This is a genomic window from Cellulomonas oligotrophica, from assembly GCF_013409875.1.
Classification (GTDB): Bacteria; Actinomycetota; Actinomycetes; order Actinomycetales; family Cellulomonadaceae; genus Cellulomonas; species Cellulomonas oligotrophica.
Genome location: NZ_JACCBK010000001.1, coordinates 2,331,699 through 2,348,352 on the forward strand (window position 1 = coordinate 2,331,699; position 16,654 = coordinate 2,348,352).

Annotated in this window: 16 protein-coding genes; 10 read left to right on the forward strand and 6 right to left on the reverse strand. The window is 77.3% G+C overall.

All coding sequences use genetic code 11. The annotated features are described in order from the left end of the window. Positions 1-73 precede the first annotated feature (73 nt). Positions 74-1,321, forward strand: a complete 1,248-nt coding sequence (locus BKA21_RS10575; RefSeq protein ID WP_140458154.1) for an MFS transporter — start codon at positions 74-76, stop codon at positions 1,319-1,321. Positions 1,322-1,341: 20 nt separating this feature from the next. Beyond that, positions 1,342-1,713: an ArsR/SmtB family transcription factor gene (locus BKA21_RS10580; RefSeq protein ID WP_239072859.1), complete on the forward strand. Its 372-nt coding sequence runs from the start codon at positions 1,342-1,344 to the stop codon at positions 1,711-1,713. A gap of 29 nt (positions 1,714-1,742) precedes the next feature. Here BKA21_RS10580 and BKA21_RS10585 read toward each other — a convergent pair whose 3' ends face one another. Then, positions 1,743-3,989 carry an ATP-binding protein gene (locus tag BKA21_RS10585; RefSeq protein ID WP_140458155.1) on the reverse strand — a complete coding sequence of 749 codons (2,247 nt, stop codon included), beginning with the start codon at positions 3,987-3,989 and terminating at the stop codon, positions 1,743-1,745. Between the two features lie 206 nt (positions 3,990-4,195). Between BKA21_RS10585 and BKA21_RS10590 the strand changes: the two genes are divergently transcribed. Further along, a complete protein-coding gene (locus BKA21_RS10590; protein ID WP_140458156.1) occupies positions 4,196-5,017 on the forward strand; it encodes an alpha/beta fold hydrolase in 822 nt (273 codons plus the stop codon). Between the two features lie 188 nt (positions 5,018-5,205). Then, positions 5,206-7,218, forward strand: a complete 2,013-nt coding sequence (locus BKA21_RS10595) for a SpoIIE family protein phosphatase (protein ID WP_140458157.1) — start codon at positions 5,206-5,208, stop codon at positions 7,216-7,218. Positions 7,219-7,226: 8 nt separating this feature from the next. On the opposite strand, the gene BKA21_RS10600 is transcribed toward BKA21_RS10595, so the two are convergent. Next, the gene (locus BKA21_RS10600) at positions 7,227-7,832 is read right to left on the reverse strand and encodes a TetR/AcrR family transcriptional regulator (protein WP_140458158.1); all 606 of its coding nucleotides are present in this window, start codon (positions 7,830-7,832) and stop codon (positions 7,227-7,229) included. Between the two features lie 116 nt (positions 7,833-7,948). Here BKA21_RS10600 and BKA21_RS10605 point away from each other — a divergent pair, with 116 nt between their 5' ends. Together BKA21_RS10605 and BKA21_RS10610 are read left to right on the forward strand one after the other, a co-directional pair. Beyond that, the gene (locus BKA21_RS10605) at positions 7,949-8,821 is read left to right on the forward strand and encodes an LLM class F420-dependent oxidoreductase (RefSeq protein ID WP_140458159.1); all 873 of its coding nucleotides are present in this window, start codon (positions 7,949-7,951) and stop codon (positions 8,819-8,821) included. Positions 8,822-8,937: 116 nt separating this feature from the next. Further along, a complete protein-coding gene (locus tag BKA21_RS10610) occupies positions 8,938-9,897 on the forward strand; it encodes a phosphotransferase family protein (RefSeq protein WP_140458160.1) in 960 nt (319 codons plus the stop codon). 15 nt (positions 9,898-9,912) lie between these two features. On the opposite strand, the gene yidD is transcribed toward BKA21_RS10610, so the two are convergent. The 4 genes from yidD to BKA21_RS20185 are packed head-to-tail and all read right to left on the reverse strand — an operon-like array spanning position 9,913 to position 12,087. Continuing rightward, a complete protein-coding gene (gene yidD / locus BKA21_RS10615) occupies positions 9,913-10,191 on the reverse strand; it encodes a membrane protein insertion efficiency factor YidD (RefSeq protein ID WP_140458161.1) in 279 nt (92 codons plus the stop codon). Next, positions 10,188-10,886, reverse strand: coding sequence for a 4'-phosphopantetheinyl transferase family protein (locus BKA21_RS10620; RefSeq protein WP_140458162.1), 699 nt, complete (start codon positions 10,884-10,886; stop codon positions 10,188-10,190). Before BKA21_RS10620 ends, yidD begins: the two co-directional genes overlap by 4 nt. Further along, entirely contained in the window at positions 10,883-11,281 is a 399-nt protein-coding gene (locus BKA21_RS20180; RefSeq protein ID WP_239072858.1) for a GntR family transcriptional regulator, read from the reverse strand. The genes BKA21_RS10620 and BKA21_RS20180 overlap by 4 nt, the downstream gene beginning before the upstream one ends. Continuing rightward, entirely contained in the window at positions 11,266-12,087 is an 822-nt protein-coding gene (locus BKA21_RS20185; protein WP_140458163.1) for a hypothetical protein, read from the reverse strand. Before BKA21_RS20185 ends, BKA21_RS20180 begins: the two co-directional genes overlap by 16 nt. Positions 12,088-12,141: 54 nt before the next feature. Between BKA21_RS20185 and BKA21_RS10635 the strand changes: the two genes are divergently transcribed. From BKA21_RS10635 to BKA21_RS10650, 4 genes are all read left to right on the forward strand, one after another. After that, positions 12,142-12,732: a hypothetical protein gene (locus tag BKA21_RS10635; RefSeq protein WP_140458164.1), complete on the forward strand. Its 591-nt coding sequence runs from the start codon at positions 12,142-12,144 to the stop codon at positions 12,730-12,732. Between the two features lie 69 nt (positions 12,733-12,801). Continuing rightward, the gene (locus tag BKA21_RS10640) at positions 12,802-13,485 is read left to right on the forward strand and encodes a GAP family protein (RefSeq protein ID WP_140458165.1); all 684 of its coding nucleotides are present in this window, start codon (positions 12,802-12,804) and stop codon (positions 13,483-13,485) included. 136 nt (positions 13,486-13,621) lie between these two features. Next, a complete protein-coding gene (locus BKA21_RS10645) occupies positions 13,622-15,139 on the forward strand; it encodes a cellulose binding domain-containing protein (RefSeq protein WP_140458166.1) in 1,518 nt (505 codons plus the stop codon). 223 nt (positions 15,140-15,362) lie between these two features. Then, complete coding sequence (locus tag BKA21_RS10650) at positions 15,363-16,646, forward strand: MFS transporter (protein WP_239072857.1); 1,284 nt, start codon at positions 15,363-15,365, stop codon at positions 16,644-16,646. The last annotated feature ends 8 nt before the right edge of the window (positions 16,647-16,654 follow it).

A 16,654-nucleotide genomic window follows, 5' to 3' on the forward strand; every position in this document is an offset into this window, starting at 1 on the left:
CGGGGGCACGGGTCCGCCCGGACCCGTGGTTGCCTTCTTGCGCACAGACGCAAGAAGGCACCATGATCGGCCGGTGCTCCGCGCCCTCGCCCACCCCGTGTACCGCCGGCTCTTCGTCGCCCAGGTCGTCGCGCTCGCCGGGACCGGGCTGGCCACCGTCGCGCTCGGGCTGCTCGCCTACGAGCTCGACCCCGCCGGGGCGGGGGCCGTCCTCGGCACCGCGCTGGCCGTCAAGATGGTCGCGTACGTGCTGGTCGCGCCGCTGGCGACGGCCGCCCTCGCCCGCGTGCCCCGCCGCACCGTCATGGTCGGTGCCGACCTGCTGCGCCTGGTCGCAGCCGCCGCGCTCCCCTTCGTCTCCGAGGTCTGGCACGTCTACCTGCTGATCGTCGTGCTCCAGGCCGCGTCAGCCACCTTCACGCCGACGTTCCGCTCGGTGATCCCCGACGTGCTGACCGACGAGGACGACTACACCGCCGCCCTGTCGCTGTCCCGGCTCGCGTACGACCTCGAGGCCGTGCTGTCCCCCGTGCTGGCCGCCGCGCTCCTGCTCGTCGTCCCGGCGGGCGCGCTGTTCGGCGGCACCGCGCTCGGGTTCGCCGCGTCGGCCGTCCTGGTGGCCGCCACCGCGGTGCCACGCGTCGGCGGCGGTGCCGACGGCGGGCCGGTGCCGTTCGGGCAGGCCGCACGGCGCGGCGTCGCGCTGTTCGCCCGCACCCCCGCGCTGCGGGCCCTGCTGGCCCTCGACCTCGCCGTGGCCGCCGCCGGCGCGCTCGTCCTGGTGCAGACCGTGGTGGTCGTGCGCACCACGTTCGACCGCCCCGAGGCGCTCGTCGCCGTGCTGCTCGCCGTGCACGGGGCCGGCTCCATGGCCGCCGCCGTGGCCCTGCCCCGCGTGCTGCGCCGCCGCACCGACCGCGTCGTCATGCTCGCCGGCGCGGCCCTGCTGACCGCCACCACGGTCGCCGCCGCCGCGGTCCTGCTCGCCCCGCCCGCCCCCGCGGGGCTCGTCGTCGTGGGGGCGCTCTGGGTGCTCGTCGGCGTCGGCTGGGCCGCGGTCGAGACGCCCGCCGGGCGGATCCTGCGCCGCAGCGTCGCACCGGCCGACCTGCCGGCGACGTTCGCCGCGCACTTCTCGCTCTCGCACGCCTGCTGGCTGGTGACCTACCCGCTCGTCGGGTGGGTCGGCGTGCACGGCCCCGGCGCCGCGGCCGCCGTCGCCGCGGTCGTGGCCGCCGCCGGCACCGCCCTCGGCGCGTCCCTGTGGCCGCGCACCCCCGCACCCGTGCCGGACGACGCCCCGGCCGCCGCCCCCGCGTGAGCACGTGCCAGCATGGTGGCGTGGACACCCCCACCACGGACGCCTCGACGACGGCACCTCCCCCGGCCGCCGTGCCGCCCGACGTCGAGCTCGCGCACGCCGTCGACGTGCTGCGCCTGCTCGCGGACCGCACGCGCCTGGCCGTGCTCGCCATGCTCGACGGCACCGAGATGTCCGTGACCGCGATCGCCGAGGCCCTCGACCGCCCCGTCCCGGCCGTGTCCCAGCACCTCGCACGGCTGCGCGCGGGCCGGCTCGTCACCGCCCGCCGCGACGGCACGACCGTCTGGTACGGCCAGCCCGACGAGCACGTCGCGGCCCTCGTCACCAACGTGCTGCAGCACACCGAGCACGCCCTCTACGAGACGCCGCCGCACCACCGCGCCGGCTGACCGGGGCCGCACTCCCCCGGACCGGCACCTCACGTCCCGAGCAGGGCCTCGGCGCGGGCCAGGAGCTCGGCTGCGCGGGTCGCGCCCTGCGCGTCGTGCATCTGCTCGCGCAGCGCGAGCGCCGTCCGCAGGTCGACGACGGCGGCGGCGGGGTCGCCCCGCTCGAGCGCCGCCCAGCCCCGGTGCAGGTGCCCGCCCGCCGCCGTGCGGACCAGGCCGAGCTCGGCCGCGACCTCGAGCCCGCGGGTGGCGGCCGCGTGCACCTCGTCCCACCGGCCCAGCAGCGCGAGGTACGCGGCGAGGTACAGCTGGGCGCTGCCGTCCGTGAAGACCGCCACCTGCGCGCGCGGCCGGGTCCGGGGGTCCTCGAGCGTGAGGATCGTGCGCCGCACGACGTCGACACCCCCCTCGACGTCGCCCTGGCGGACCAGCACGCCGGCGAGGGCGAGCATCGCCTGCGGGACACCCTCGCGGTCGCCCGCAGCGCCGAGGTGGTCGACGGCGCGGCGGGCGTCGACGGCCGCGCGGTCGAGGTCGCCGGCACGCGAGCGGATCCACGCGAGGTAGTGGCAGGCCCACCCCAGCACCCGGTCGTCCCCGGTGCCGGCCGCCGCCCGCTCGGCGCGCTCCGCGTGGACCAGCGCCGTCGTCACGTCGCTGCGGCACTCCATGTGCACCCAGGCGAGGTAGCCCTCGTGCACGGCCACCAGCCGGTCGTCGCCCAGCGCGTGCGCGGCCGCCGCCGAGAGCGTGAAGACCTCGAGCCAGGGCCCGCCGTGGGCCCACAGGTCGGAGAACCAGTGCAGCGCGTCGGCGACCTCGACGACGCGGGCGTGCTCGCCGTGCGCGGCCGCGCGGCGCAGCGCCGCGGTCCACGTCGGGGCCTCCGCGCGCAGCCACGCACCCGCGTCGTCAGGTCCCTGCGCGGCGACGAGGTCGTCGTCCGACGCGACCGGCTCCAGGTCGGGCTCGAACCACCGCCCGAGGGCGACCACCGCCCCGAGCACGCGGGCGTCGAGGGCCGCGCGCACCTGCGCCGTCCCGTCGGGCCCCTCCTGGCGCTCGAGCTCGTGCCGCGCGAACAGGCGGAGCAGGTCGTGCAGCTGGTAGCGGTCGCCGGGGCGGTGCTGGAGCAGGCTGAGGTCGACCAGCTCGTCGAGGAGGTCCTCGGTGCGCCACAGGTCGGCGCCGACCAGAGCGGACGCGACCTCCGGCCCCGCGTCCGGGGCGTCGAGCAGCCCCAGCCGGCGGAACAGCCGCTGCGCGCCCGACCCGAGCTGCTCGTACGAGGAGAGGAACGCTGCCGCCACCCGCAGGTCGCCCGCGGCGAGCCCGTCGAGGCGGCGCTCGTCGGCGCCGAGGCGGTGCGCGAGGTGCGCGACGCCCCAGCCGGGCCGGGCGGTCACGCGGTTGCCGGCGACGCGCAGAGCGAGCGGCACCCCGTCGCACAGCTCCGCCAGCCGCTCCAGGTCGCCCGGCCCCCCGCGGCCGGGCGCGATCCGGTCGAGCAGCGCCACCGCGTCCCGCGGGTCGAGCCGGTCGAGCACCACGCGGGTGACGCCGTCGAGGCCCGCGAGGGCGCGCCGGCTGGTCACCAGCACCGCCGCCGGGCCCTCGGGCGGCACCACGGGACGCACCTGGGCCTCCGACGCGGCGTTGTCGAGCACCAGGAGCACGCGCCGGCCCGTGAGCAGCACCTGCACGTGCCGGCCCGCGGCGGCGGCGTCGAGGGGCGTGGTGCCGGGGGCGAGGGCCTCGCCCACGCGGCGGACCACCTCGTCCGCGGGCACCGGCACCTCGTCGACGCCGCGCAGGTCGACGAAGAGGGCGTCGTCGAACGCCTCGCGCACGTCCCGCGCGACCTGCACGCCGAGCGTGGTCTTGCCGTAGCCGGGCGGACCCGTGACGACGACCAGCGGCGACGGACCGCCCGGTGCGCCGCGCCGCAGCGCCGTCCCCAGCACCTGCCGCTCACGCCCGCGCCCGGTGAAGTCGCCCACGGGCCGCGGCAGCGGCAGGGCGTGCAGGGCCGGGGCGGGCGACCGGCGCCGCCCCGCGCGGGCGGCGCGCAGGAGGGCCGCCCGCGCGTCGTCGTCGAGGCCGAGCGCGTCCGCGAGCGCGACGACGGTCCGGTGCTGGGGGCCGCGGCTGACGCCGCGCTCGATGTCGCCGATCCCGCGGTCGCTGACGCCCGAGGCGTCCGCCAGCTGCTCGATCGTCAGGTCCGCGTCCTGGCGGTGCTGCCGCAGCAGCGCGCCGAGCCCGTCCCCGTCCACGCCGCCCCCTCTCGCCGGGGCAGGTCCGTCGCCAGTCCTGCCGGTGTTCTTCCTGGTGGGTGCGCGGCGCTGCGCGGTTCGATCGTGCCAGGACGGCGACGCGGGGCACACCGCCCCGTGCGGGTCGCGACCTCCAGCCCGGCGTGTCGGCTCCAGCCCTGCGCCGGTGGGCCCGTCGACCGTCCCCTCTGGCGAAGGAGACCCGCATGCCCACGATCACCACGGCCGACGGCACCGAGATCTACTACCAGGACCACGGCCAGGGCCGCCCGGTCGTGCTGAGCCACGGCTGGCCGCTGTGCTCGGACGCCTGGGAGCACGAGCTGAAGGTGCTCGCCGACCACGGCTACCGCGCGATCGCGCACGACCGGCGCGGTCACGGCCGGTCCACCCGCACGAGCGCGGGGCACGACATGGACACGTACGCGGCGGACCTCGCGACGCTCGTCGAGGCCCTCGACCTGACGGACCTGGCGGTGGTCGGCCACTCCACCGGGGGTGGCGAGGTCGTCCGCTACGCGGCGCGGCACGGTGCCGGCCGGGTCACGAAGGTCGTCACCGCCGGTGCGGTGCCGCCGGTGATGCTGCAGTCGCCCGCGAACCCCGAGGGCACGCCGATCGAGGCGTTCGACGGGATCCGCGCGGGGGTCCTGGCCGACCGCTCGCAGTTCTACCAGGACCTCGCGGTGCCGTTCTTCGGCGCGAACCGGGAGGGGTCGACGGTCTCCCAGGGGCAGCGCGACGACTTCTGGCGGCAGGGCATGCTGGCCGGCCTGCAGGCGGCGTACGACTGCGTGAAGGTGTTCTCCGAGACGGACTTCACCGAGGACCTGAAGGCGCTCGACGTGCCGATCCTGATCGCGCACGGCGACGACGACCAGATCGTCCCGATCGCGGCGGCGGCGTACCGCGCGATCGACCTGGTGCGGCTGGGCACGCTGCGCGTGTACCCGGGCGCGCCGCACGGCATCGTCGGCGCCTACCAGGAGGCGTTCCTCGCGGACGTCCTGGAGTTCCTGGCGGACTGACACCCGGGGTGCCGCGGCCGCTCGGGGGCTGCGGCACCCGCCGCCGGGCCGGGCCGCCGGTGCGGTGCGGCCCGCCGGCGTCCCGACGGGCGCGGGCGTGGCACGCCGTGGCACGCCCGCAGGCCGCCAGGGCGGGCTCGGGCCCGAGAACCTACGCTGGCCGTGGACGTGCCACCTGGGGAGGGGCGATGCGACCGGGCCGTGACGTGCTCACCGGGGCGGTGGTCGCCGTCCTGTACGCGCTCGCCGTCTGGGCGGGCCGTGACACCGTCCTGGCCGGGACGGACACCGCGCTGACGGCGCCCGCCGTGGGGGTCGCGGCCGCGTGGGTGCTGGTGCGTCGCACGGACCGCTCCACGTGGCCCGACGTGCTCGTGGGGTTCGCCCTCACCGCCGCCGTCACCGCGGCGACGGGCACCGCACCGGCGGTGGCCGTCGCGATCGGCGCCTTCCACATGCTCCAGGCCGTGGTCTTCGCCGCGCTCGTGCGGCCGCTCTGCCCGGCGACGTGGCGCAGCCGTGCCCGGGCACCGCTGAACCGGCACGACGTGTGGGGGTTCCTGCTGGCGGGGGCGGGGGCGTCGCTGGCGTCGGGCCTGGCGATCGCGGCGTCGCGCGCGCTGACGCCGGCCGGCGTCTCGTGGGACGAGGTCACCATCTGGGTGTCGCGCAACACGATGGGCTCGTTCACCGTGGGCACGCTGGTCGTCGTCATGCGGATCTGGTGGCCGCACCGCCACGGGGACGACGAGTACGTGCACCGGATGCCGCGCCGGTCCGTCGTCGAGTACGCCGTGGTCGCCGTCGTGTCGCCCGTGATGTACGTCGTCTGGTTCCTCGAGCTGTCGTGGCTGCCGCTCGTGTTCCCGCTCATCGGGCTGACCATCTGGGTGGGGGTCCGCCTGAGCCTGCCCTTCGTGGTGCTGCACGACTCGGTCACCGGCGCCGTGGCGGTCGTCATCACGCTCGGCGGCGTGGGCCCGTTCGCCGTGATCGAGGACCCGACGGTCCGGATCCTCGTGGCGCACCTGTTCACGGGCATGGTGGCGCTCGTGGGGCTCGCGCTGGCGGTCATGCAGGAGGAGCTCAACGCGTCGTTGCGCGAGGCGGAGCAGGCCCGCCGCGACGCCCGCCAGCAGGCACAGACGCTCACGACCGTCGTCGACACCATGGACGAGGGCCTGGGCGTCGTCGACGGCGAGGGCCGCCTGCTGCTGCGCAACGCGCGGGCGCGGGCGCTGCTCGGCGGGCGCTCGGACGAGGGGCTGCTCGGCAACGCGGCGCTGTTCGGGGTGCACCGTCTCGACGGGACGCCGATGCCGGACGCCGAGCTGCCCCACCAGGTCACGCTGGCCACGGGGCAGCCGCTGCGGGACGTCGACGTGGTGGTGCGCAACGCCGACGTGCCCGAGGGGCGGGTGCTGCGGTTCAACTGCACGCCGATGCGCCCGCAGGACGGCGGGGGTGTCGTCAGCGTGCTGCGCGACGTGACCGCGCTGCACCAGGAGCTCGCGATCGCGGCCCGTGTGCAGCGCGCGCTGCTCCCGCAGGTGCTGCCGGTCCTGGCGGGCTACGACCTGGCGTCGGCGTTCGTCCCGGCCGGGTCGGTCGGCGGGGACTTCTACGACTGGCAGGAGACGCCGACGGGCCTGGTGGTGACGCTCGCGGACGTCATGGGCAAGGGCGCGGGCGCCGCGATCCTGGCGGCGACGCTGCGCACGACCCTGCACGAGCAGTCCGCGTCGGACGACGTCGCGGCCGTGCTGGCGCGCGCGGAGCGACGGCTGAGCGCCGAGCTGCAGGACGTCGGGGCGTTCATCACGGCGGTCCGGATGCACCTGAGCCCGACCACGGGCGAGGTCAGCTACACCGACGCCGGCCACGGGCTGAGCATGGTCGTGCACCCCGACGGGACCCGCACGCGCCTGCTGGCGGGCCGGCCGCCGCTGGGCCTGGTGCCCGACGCCCCGTACCCGACGTCGCGCACCACGCTGGCCCGGGGGGAGATGCTGCTGTCGTTCAGCGACGGGGTGCTCGACGCGCTGGGCGGCAGCATCGACGAGCTCGGCGAGGTGGCGGCGCTCGCGCACGACGCGCCCACGTCGCACGAGGCGGTGCGCCGCCTGCTCGCCCGTGTCGAGGGCACGGGCCTGCAGGAGGACGACGTCACGGTGGTCGCGATCCGCCGCGACGCCGCCTGACTGACCCGTCACCCCGGCGGTGGCGCCTCCGGACGGTCCATGCCGCGTCGCACCTGGTCGAGGCACGTGCGCAGCGCGGCGAGGTAGTCGTCGTACGGGGCCTCGGGCGCCCACGTCTCGTAGGCGGTCTGCTGCGCGGCGAGGGCGAGGTTGACGGCGAGCGCCGCGACGGGGCGCTCGGCGGGCGGGACGCGGTCGGTCGCCCAGCGGCGCAGGTCGGCGGCGAACCGGGTGCCGAGGTCGGACGAGTACGCGATCAGCGCGGGCGAGGTCTGCTTGAGCGCGCGGACCAGGTCCATGCGGTCGGCGCGGCCCTCGCTGACGCCGAGCAGCACGGCGCACAGGGCGTCCCAGGTCGGCTCGTCGTCGGGTCGGGCCTCGAGGAGGGGGCGCCAGGCGGCGGGCTCGCCGGGGGCGCCGTCGAAGAGGACGGCCTCCTTGCCGGCGAAGTAGTTGAAGAAGGTGCTGCGGGAGACGCCGGCGGCGGCGGCGATCTGCTCGACGGTGACGGCGTCGTAGCCGTGCGCGCGGAACAGGTCGAGGGCGGCGCGGCGCAGCGCGGTCCACGTGGCCTGCTTCTTGCGCGCGCGCAGCCCGGTGGTCGGCTCCTCCATGGGAGGACTGTCCCACGGAGTCGAACGACGCGGTGCAATCTTGTACTCAGTCCAGGTTTCGCCTAGCGTGGCGACGGGCCGCCCGGTCCGCCCCCACCGACGAGACGGAGACCGCCGTGGTCGACCTCGGAGTGCACTACTGGAGCTTCTCGAGCCCGGGCCCGACGGCGCAGATCGCGCCCACCCTGGCCCGCACGGCGCAGGTCGCGGAGGCCGGCGGCGTCGCGAGCTTCACCGTCATGGACCACTTCTTCCAGATGGACGGCATGGCACCCGCCGAGGAGCCCATGCTCGAGGGGTACTCGACACTCGGCTTCCTCGCGGGCGTGACGTCACGGATGACCCTCGGCCTGCTGGTCACGGGCGTGATGTACCGCCACCCCGGCATCCTCGCCAAGACCGTCGCGACCGTGGACGTGCTCTCCGGCGGGCGCACCCGGTTCGGCATCGGCGCGTCCTGGTACGAGCGCGAGCAGCGCGGCCTCGGCGTGCCGGTCGTCCCGGTCGCGGAGCGGTTCGAGCGCCTGGAGGAGACGCTCCAGATCTGCCTGCAGATGTGGAGCGACGACGACGGCCCCTACGCCGGCACCCACTACCAGCTCGCCGAGACGCTCAGCTCCCCGCAGCCGCTGACCCGCCCGCACCCGCCGATCCTCGTCGGCGGCGGCGGCGAGAAGAAGACGCTGCTGCTGGTCGCCCGGTACGGCGACGCGTGCAACCTGTTCGGCACCTCCCCCGAGGAGGTCGCGCACAAGCTCGACGTGCTCCGCGCGCACTGCGACACGGAGGGCCGCGACTACGACGCGATCACCAAGACCGTGCTGCTGGGCGGGCCCGTGCTGGCGGACGTCGACGCGACCCTGGCCGCAGCCGAGCGGTACGCGGCGCTCGGCGTGACGGAGGTCCAGGTCACGCCCACGGGCGACCCGGTCGCGTTCACCGAGCAGGTCGTCGCCGACCTCGTCCCCCGGCTGCGGTCGATCGGCTGACCGCCCGCGCGCCGGCGGACGGGCGGCGGGACCACGGAAGGAATCTCGTCGCCCGCCCCGGGATGGCGCCGCTACCGTGTCGCTCCCCGACCGACGGCCGCGCACCAGGAGGACCCGTGACCCGCGTCCCGCACGAGGCGACCGCGCAGCGCCCTCGCTGGGACGACGTGCCGGCCGCGGTGCGGGCGCTCGTCGAGCGCCGCGCCGGGTCACCCGTCGTCGCCGCGACCAGCCGGGACGCCGGGTTCACGCCGGCGTGCGCGAGCCGGCTGCGCTGCGCCGACGGGACGACGCTGTTCGTCAAGGCCCTCGACACCGTCGCCCACCCGCACCTGGCCGGGTCGTACGCGCAGGAGGCCGCGGTGGCGGCCCTGCTGCCCGCAACGGTCCCCGCACCGCGGCTGCGCTGGGCGCAGTTGGTCGACGGCTGGCAGGTGCTGGCCTTCGACGACGTGCCCTCGCGCACTCCGGTGCGGCCGTGGCGGCCCGCCGAGCTCGACGCCGCGCTGGCGACGCTCACGGCCGCGGCCGAGGCGCTCACGCCCGCGCCCGACGGGCTGGACCTGCCGACCGTCGCGGACCTCGACGACCAGCTCTCGACGTGGCGCGGCCTGGCGTCGGGCACCCTCGACACGGCCCTCGTGCCCGCCGCGTGGCGCGACCGGGTGCCCGAGCTGGCGACCCTCGAGGCGCGCGTCGGCCAGGCGTGCGCCGGGTCGACGGCCGTGCACTTCGACGTGCGCGACGACAACCTGCTGCTCGCCGACGACGGGCGGGTGCTGGTCTGCGACTGGAGCTGGATGGTCGTCGGGGCACCGTGGGTCGACACGGTCGGGCTGCTGGTGGGTGCGCACGGCGACGGCCTCGACGCCGAGGGGCTGCTCGCCGCGCACCCGCTGACCCGGGACGCGCCGGCGGCGGACGTCGACGCGTTCCTCGTGGCCCTCGCCGGCTACTTCGTCGAGGCGTCGGCCCGCCCGGAGGTCGACACGTCCCCCTACCTGCGCACCCACCAGCGCTGGTACCGCGACGCGACCCTCACCTGGCTGGCGGAGCGCCTGCCCCACACCCGCTGACCGGCGGCGTGGGCGTCAGAACCGGAACGGGATGGGGACGGGGCCGCAGCAGCACACGCCGCGCACGTCGCTCGACGCGAGCATCTGCGCCGCCTGGGCGCAGGCGGCGAGGCGGACGACCGTGGGAGCGACCCCGCGCAGCACGCCCCGCCGCGAGACGACCTCCCGGACGGCGGCGGAGCACGACGCACCCCCGTGCGCGACGCGGTGCGCGCACGACCAGCCCTTCCGGGGCGACAGGTGGCGCTGGTAGGCGCGCACGCCCAGGTCGACGAGGCGTGCGGCGGGTGTCATCCGTCCACGCTACGTCGACCCCGCCCGACCGGCCCGCCGGCCTCGTCCCCACCCCCGTCCGCGACCCCGTCATCCGTCGGCCCTGGGCCGGGCCGGACGCCACGGACGACGGGCTCGCCGGTGCCCTCCGGGGACCATCTCGTGATCGCCGGGGGTCGGGCACCCGGGTCGCGGAGCGCGACGGCTGCGCGGGCGTCGGGGCCGACGGGGACGTCGTGGATCGTCCAGCCCCGGGGGGCGCCGGCCGGGTCGTCGAGGTCGTCGGCCGCGGGGTCGCGCTGCAGCCCCGTGCCCAGGCCCTTGAGGTACGCCTCGGTGCGCACCCAGGCGCGGGCCAGCGCGGCCGGGTGGTCGGCCTCCGGGACCCGGGCCAGGCGCGCACGCTCGCGCGGGTGGAGCACCCCCGCCACGGCCCGGGCGCGCGCCGCCTCCGGGACGGCCTCGACGTCCACACCCACGCGCACGTCGGCGACCGCGACGAGCACCAGGCCGCCGCCCGACGACAGGGAGAAGTGCACGTCGTCGCGCCCGCCGCCCAGCACGGGGCGCCCGTGCGGGCCGCCGCACCCGACGCAGGGCTCCCGGTCGAGCACGACCTCGTCCGCCGGCACGCCGAGCACGCGGGCGAGAACGCCGTGCAGCACGGCGCGGGCCTGCGCCCGCCCGGCCGTGGCCACCCACACGGTCGCGGTCACGACGGGCGCCCGCCGTCGGGCCCGAGCCGGCCCAGCGCGCGGTCGAGCGCGGCGTGCGCGTCAGGGCCCGGGACGGCGAGCTGGAGGGCGACGAGCGCCAGCCGGTCGGCCGCCTCGTCGAGCGCCCCGGCGTCGGGTGCCGGACGGGCGTCGGCGACGACGGTGCCGTGGCGCCCGGCCGAGCGCACCCACCCGTCGCGGGCGAGCTCGTCGTAGACGCGCTGCACGGTGCCGCGGGCGATGCCGAGGTCGGCGGCCAGGTGCCGGATCGTCGGCAGCCGGGCGCCCACGGGCAGCGCGCCGGACGCGATGAGGCGCGCCACCTGCTCGCGGAGCTGCTCGAAGACCGGGACCGACGACGCCGGGTCGACCTGGACGATCACGCCGGCGCCCACCCCGGCTCCCAGCCGCGCGGCGGGCGCGGCCGGGCGGCGCGCAGCTGGACCACGGACAGGACGAGCCCGGCGAGCACCGCCGCCACCTGCACGAACCCCCACCCGGCGTCGGCCGTCACAGCCGTGGAGACGACCCAGGTCAGCGTGAGCACCGCCATCGAGAGCTCGAGGTGCGCGACGGACCCCGCCGCGAACGCTCGCAGCCGCGCGTCGAGCCGCTCCGCGCGGGGCGTCAGGACCGGTCGGCGACGCCCGTCGACGCGGGCGCGCGTGAGCTCGGCGAGCCCCACGACCGCGACACCCAGCACGCACGCGACGACAGGCCCGGTGCTGCCGAGCACCAGCGCGACCGCGGTCACCGCGACCGCACCGGCAGCGACACCGCGCGCGACCTGCACGTGCGTCCCGCCGGGCAGCGGCTCGCGCGGGGCGAGGGACGCGATGACCGGTCCGCGCGTGCGCGGCAGCCGGAACGACTCGGCCACGAGCGCCCCGACGACGACGCCCGCGACGCCGAGGAAGAGCACGTCGGCCAGCGGGCTGAGGTCGCCCACACCCAGGCGCACCGTGCCGTACCAGCGGATGCCGACGACGACGGCCAGCGCGACGCCGATCAGGCCGCCGACGAGCCGGTGCGTGCGGTGCCGCGCGAGGTAGCGGCGGACGACGGTCTCCTCGTCGGCGGGCACGAGGCAGCCCCCGGCGAGCCAGGCCACGTCGTGCGGCGACGAGCGGACCCGCGCGGCTGCGGCGACCACGACGGCCAGCAGCAGCAGGGGGACGACGAGCAGGACGGCGGATCCCACGCCTTCACCTCCGGGGTCGTTCCGTTCGAACCATTGGCACAGTACATTAGGCCAATGATGTCCGACCCCACCACCCCCGGCGCGACCGCCGACCCGCAGGTGCTCGGCCTCGTCCCGGCACCCCGCCGGCGCACGGCCCTGGTCACCGGCGTCCTCGCCGCCCTGCTGCTCGCCGGCGCCTGGTGGTCGACGGCACCGGTGCCCCGGCTCACCGCCGACGACGGCGCCGCCGGCGCGGTCCACGACCTCGGCGACGGGCGCGTGCTGGTCGGCGTCGTGCTCGAGCGCGGCGGCGTCGGCCCCGTCGAGCTCCTCGACGTCGAGGACGTGCCCGGAGCCCGCGTGCTCGGGGCGTGGCTCGAGGCCACGCCCGCCGACTCCCCCGGCGAGAGCGTCTTCGGCCGGGGCGGGCCCGGCACCCCCGTCCCCGGCGCCCCGCTCGGCGAGGCCGCCGCCCTGCCGGCCCGCTCCGAGGCCGGCGACGGCGGGTGGCTCGTCGTCCTCTGGGACGTCGACGACTGCACCACCCTGCTGGAGCGGGCCGTCGCACCCGTCGCCCGCGTCCGCACGGTCGCCGGGATCACGATCGACGCCCCGCTGCCCGAGCTCGCCTCGCCCGCGGCCGCGGCCTGCGCCGACGCGTGACGCCCGCGCACCCGTCCGCGCCGGGCCTCCCGGCGGCACGCGGCCGCCGGCGGTAGCGTCGGCGCGGGGGTGGTCGCCGTGCTGCTGCAGGCGCTCGGGGCGTCGCTGACGCCCGCGCTCGCGATCGCCCTGAGCCCCTTCCCCGTCATCGGCGTGGTCGTCGTCGTGACCGGCACGCACGGACGCCGCAACGGGCCCGCGTTCGCGCTCGGCTGGCTGCTCGGCCTGGGCGCGGCGACGGCGCTGGCCGTGGCGCTGCTGTCGGGGGCCGCCGACGCCGAGAGCACCACGGCCACCGTCGTCGACGTCGCCCGCGTCGTGACCGGCGCCGTGCTCGTGGTGCTCGGCGTGCGCACGTGGCTGCGCCGCGACGGCCACGGGCCGAAGGAGCCGCCGGCGTGGATGGCCTCGCTGGCCACCGCGTCCCCGGGCGGCGCCCTCCGGGCGGGCCTGCTGCTCGGTGGCGCGAACCCCAAGAACCTCGTGCTGGCGTCCGCGGCGGTCGCGGCCGTCGTCGAGACGGGCGTGCAGGGCACCGCGCTCGGCCTGGCCGTCGGCGTCTTCGTCCTGCTCGCGTCCTCGACCGTGCTGGCCGCCGTCGCCGTCGGGCTCGTCGGCGGGGCGTCCGGCGCCGCCGCGCTCGACCGAACGCGCGCGCTCATGGTCACGCACAGCACCGCCCTCACGGCCGCCGTGCTGGTGCTCATCGGCGCGAACGTGCTCGGCGGCGGCCTCGACGGCCTCGGCCGCTGACCGCCCGGCCGCGCGCAACGGAGAAACGCTTCACCTCCTGCACCGCGTCAGGGCGGCGCGGTACGACGTCTGTGGCACGTCGCGCACGCGGCGGTGCCGTCGAGGCGCGGGCGGGGCCCGCGGGGAGGAGACGGGTGTGCGACACGTCCGCGTCACGACGGGCCTGGCGGCGCTGGCCGCCGCAGGTGCGCTGCTCACCGGGACGGCGGCGGCGGCGCCCGCCGCCACGACCGACGACCTGGCGGCGACCGTGCACACCGCGGGTCGGGTCGTCCCGGGCGACGGGGTGCTGCGGTACAGCTGGCCGGGGGTCTCGTTCGAGGGACGGTTCCGCGGCACGGGCGTCGGCATCGTGCTCGACGACGCGGTCAACGACTACGACGTCGTCGTCGACGGCGTGCGCGTCGAGACGCTGGTGACGCCCGGGAGCACGACGCACCAGGTCAGCGGCCTGGCGGACACCACGCACACGATCCGGGTGGTCAAGCGCAGCGAGAGCCCGTGGGCCACGAGCACGTTCGGCGGGTTCGTCGCGGTGCCGGGCGGCGAGGTGCTGCCCGCGCCCGCGCCGCGGGACCTGCAGATCGAGCTCGTGGGCGACTCGCTCACCGCCGGCTACGGCAACGAGTCGACCAGTCGCGACTGCACGGGCGACCAGGTGCAGCGCACCACCAACGCGGACCTGTCGTTCGGCGCGATCGCCTCGCGCGAGCTGGGGGCTGACTACCAGGTCAACGCGTTCTCGGGCCGCGGCATGGTGCGCAACTACGGCGGCGGCGAGCCCGGCACCAGCTACCGGACGTACGCGGACCGGGCGCTGCTGGCCGTCGCGGGGGACGTGTGGCAGCGGCCCGCGAGCTGGCAGCCCGACGTCGTCGTGGTCGGCCTGGGCGTCAACGACTTCTCGACGCCGGTGGGCGCGGGCGAGCCGTGGACCGCGACGTCGCTGCGCGCGGCGTACCTCGACGCCTACGCGGGCTTCGTCGACACGCTGCGCGCCCGCTACGGGCCGCAGACGCACCTCGTGCTCAGCTCGACCAGCTACGGCGGCCCGGACCTGCCGGGGCTCGTGCAGCAGGTCGTCGACGCGGAGGTCGCCGCCGGTGACGACCGCGTCGTGCACTGGGACTACAGCGCCGTCCCGCTCGACCTCACCGGCTGCCACTGGCACCCCTCGCTGGCCGACCACCGCCGCATCGCCACGAGCCTGACCGGCGTCCTGGAGGACCTGCCGCTGGGCACCGACCCCAGCCCGACGCCGACCCCCACACCCACGCCGACGGCGACCCCCACGCCGGCGCCCACAGCGACCCCGACCTCCTCGCCGACCCCGACCCCGACGCCCACGCCCGTCGGCCCCGCCTGCCGCGCGACGCTCCAGGTGGTCAGCAGCTGGCCCGGCGGCTACCAGGCGGCCGTGACCGTCACGGCCGGGACGTCCGCGGTCGACGGCTGGTCGACGACGTTCACGCTGCCCACCGGCGGCGCGGTCGCGCAGGCCTGGTCGGCGGACGTCACGACCTCGGGCACGACCGTCACGGCCAGGAACGTGGCGTGGAACGGCCGCCTGGCCTCGGGCGCCTCGACCGCGCTCGGCTTCCTCGGCACCGGCCCCGCCCCGACCTCCGGCGCGGTGACCTGCGCGGCCACGTGACCCCACCCACCCAGCCTGCGCCCGCCCACCCCTGACCGGGCGGCGACGACCGGGCTCCGGCTCACGCCTGCGGGTCTCGAACCGTGAGCAGGAGCCCGTTCGTCGGCAGACCTCCGGGCAGACGAGGGGCCGGGTGGACCGGGAGGGCGGCGGCGTGGTCTGCTCCGGGGCAGACCACGCCCCGCGGCGCTCCGTGCGCCGCCCAGACCGCCGGGAGGCAGCCGTGCCGTCGCCCGACGCCGTCGCACCCACCGCCGAGCTCCTGCGGGCCGACCCGGGTGCGCGCGCGGTGCTGCAGCGGCGAACGCTCGCCGTGGTCGTGGCCAGCCAGGTGCTCGGCGGGGCGGGCCTCGCGGCGGGGATCACGGTCGGTGCCCTGCTCGCGGAGCAGATGCTCGGCGTGCCCGGGCTCAGCGGGCTGCCGATCGCGCTGTTCACGCTCGGGGCGGCGATCACGGCGTTCGGCGTGGGGCGGCTGACGCAGCGGTCCGGACGCCGGCCGGGCCTGGCCGCGGGGTTCGGTGCGGGCGGGCTCGGGGCGTTCGGGGTCGTGGCCGCGGCGGCGACCGGGAGCGTGCCCCTGCTGCTGGTCTCGCTGCTCGTCTACGGAGCCGGGTCGGCCACCAACCTGCAGGCCCGGTACGCGGGCGCCGACCTCGCGCCCGCGGAGGGCCGGGGCACGGCGGTGTCGGTCGCCCTGGTCTCGACGACGCTCGGCGCGGTCGCGGGGCCCAACCTCGTCGGACCGCTGGGCGTGCTCGCCGAGCGCGCCGGCCTGCCCGCGCTGGCGGGCCCGTTCGTGCTCGCCGGCGTCGCGTACCTGGCTGCAGGTGCCGTGCTGCTGGTGCTGCTGCGCCCCGACCCGTTCCTCGTCGCCCGCCACCTCGACGAGCAGACCGCCGCGACGGACACGGACGCGCACCCCGACGGGACGCCCCGCGCCGCGCCCCGGGCCGGCGTGGGAGCGACCGTCGGTGCCGCCGTCATGGTGCTCACGCAGATCGCGATGGTGGCGATCATGACGATGACGCCCGTGCACATGCGCGCCCACCACCACGACCTGTCGACGATCGGCCTGGTCATCTCCGTGCACATCGGCGCGATGTACCTGCCGTCGCTCGTGACGGGGCAGCTCGTGGACCGCGTGGGCCGGACGCCGATGGCCGTCGCCGCGGCGGTCGTGCTGCTGCTCGCGGGGGTGACCGGCGCGCTCGCGCCGACCGGCTCGACGCCGATGATGCTGCTGTCGCTGGCGCTGCTCGGGCTGGGCTGGAACATCGGTCTCATCGCGGGGACCGCGCTGGTCGTCGACGCGACCGTCCCGGCCGACCGCGCGCGGACGCAGGGGTCGATCGACGTGCTGGTGGCGCTCAGCGGCGCCGGCGGCGGGGTCGCGTCGGGCCTGGTGATGCAGGCGACGAGCTGGACGGTCCTCGCCCTCGCAGGCGGCGCGCTGTCCCTGCTGCTCCTGCCGGTCCTCGCCTGGGCGCGACGCACGCGCCGCTGACCGGGCGT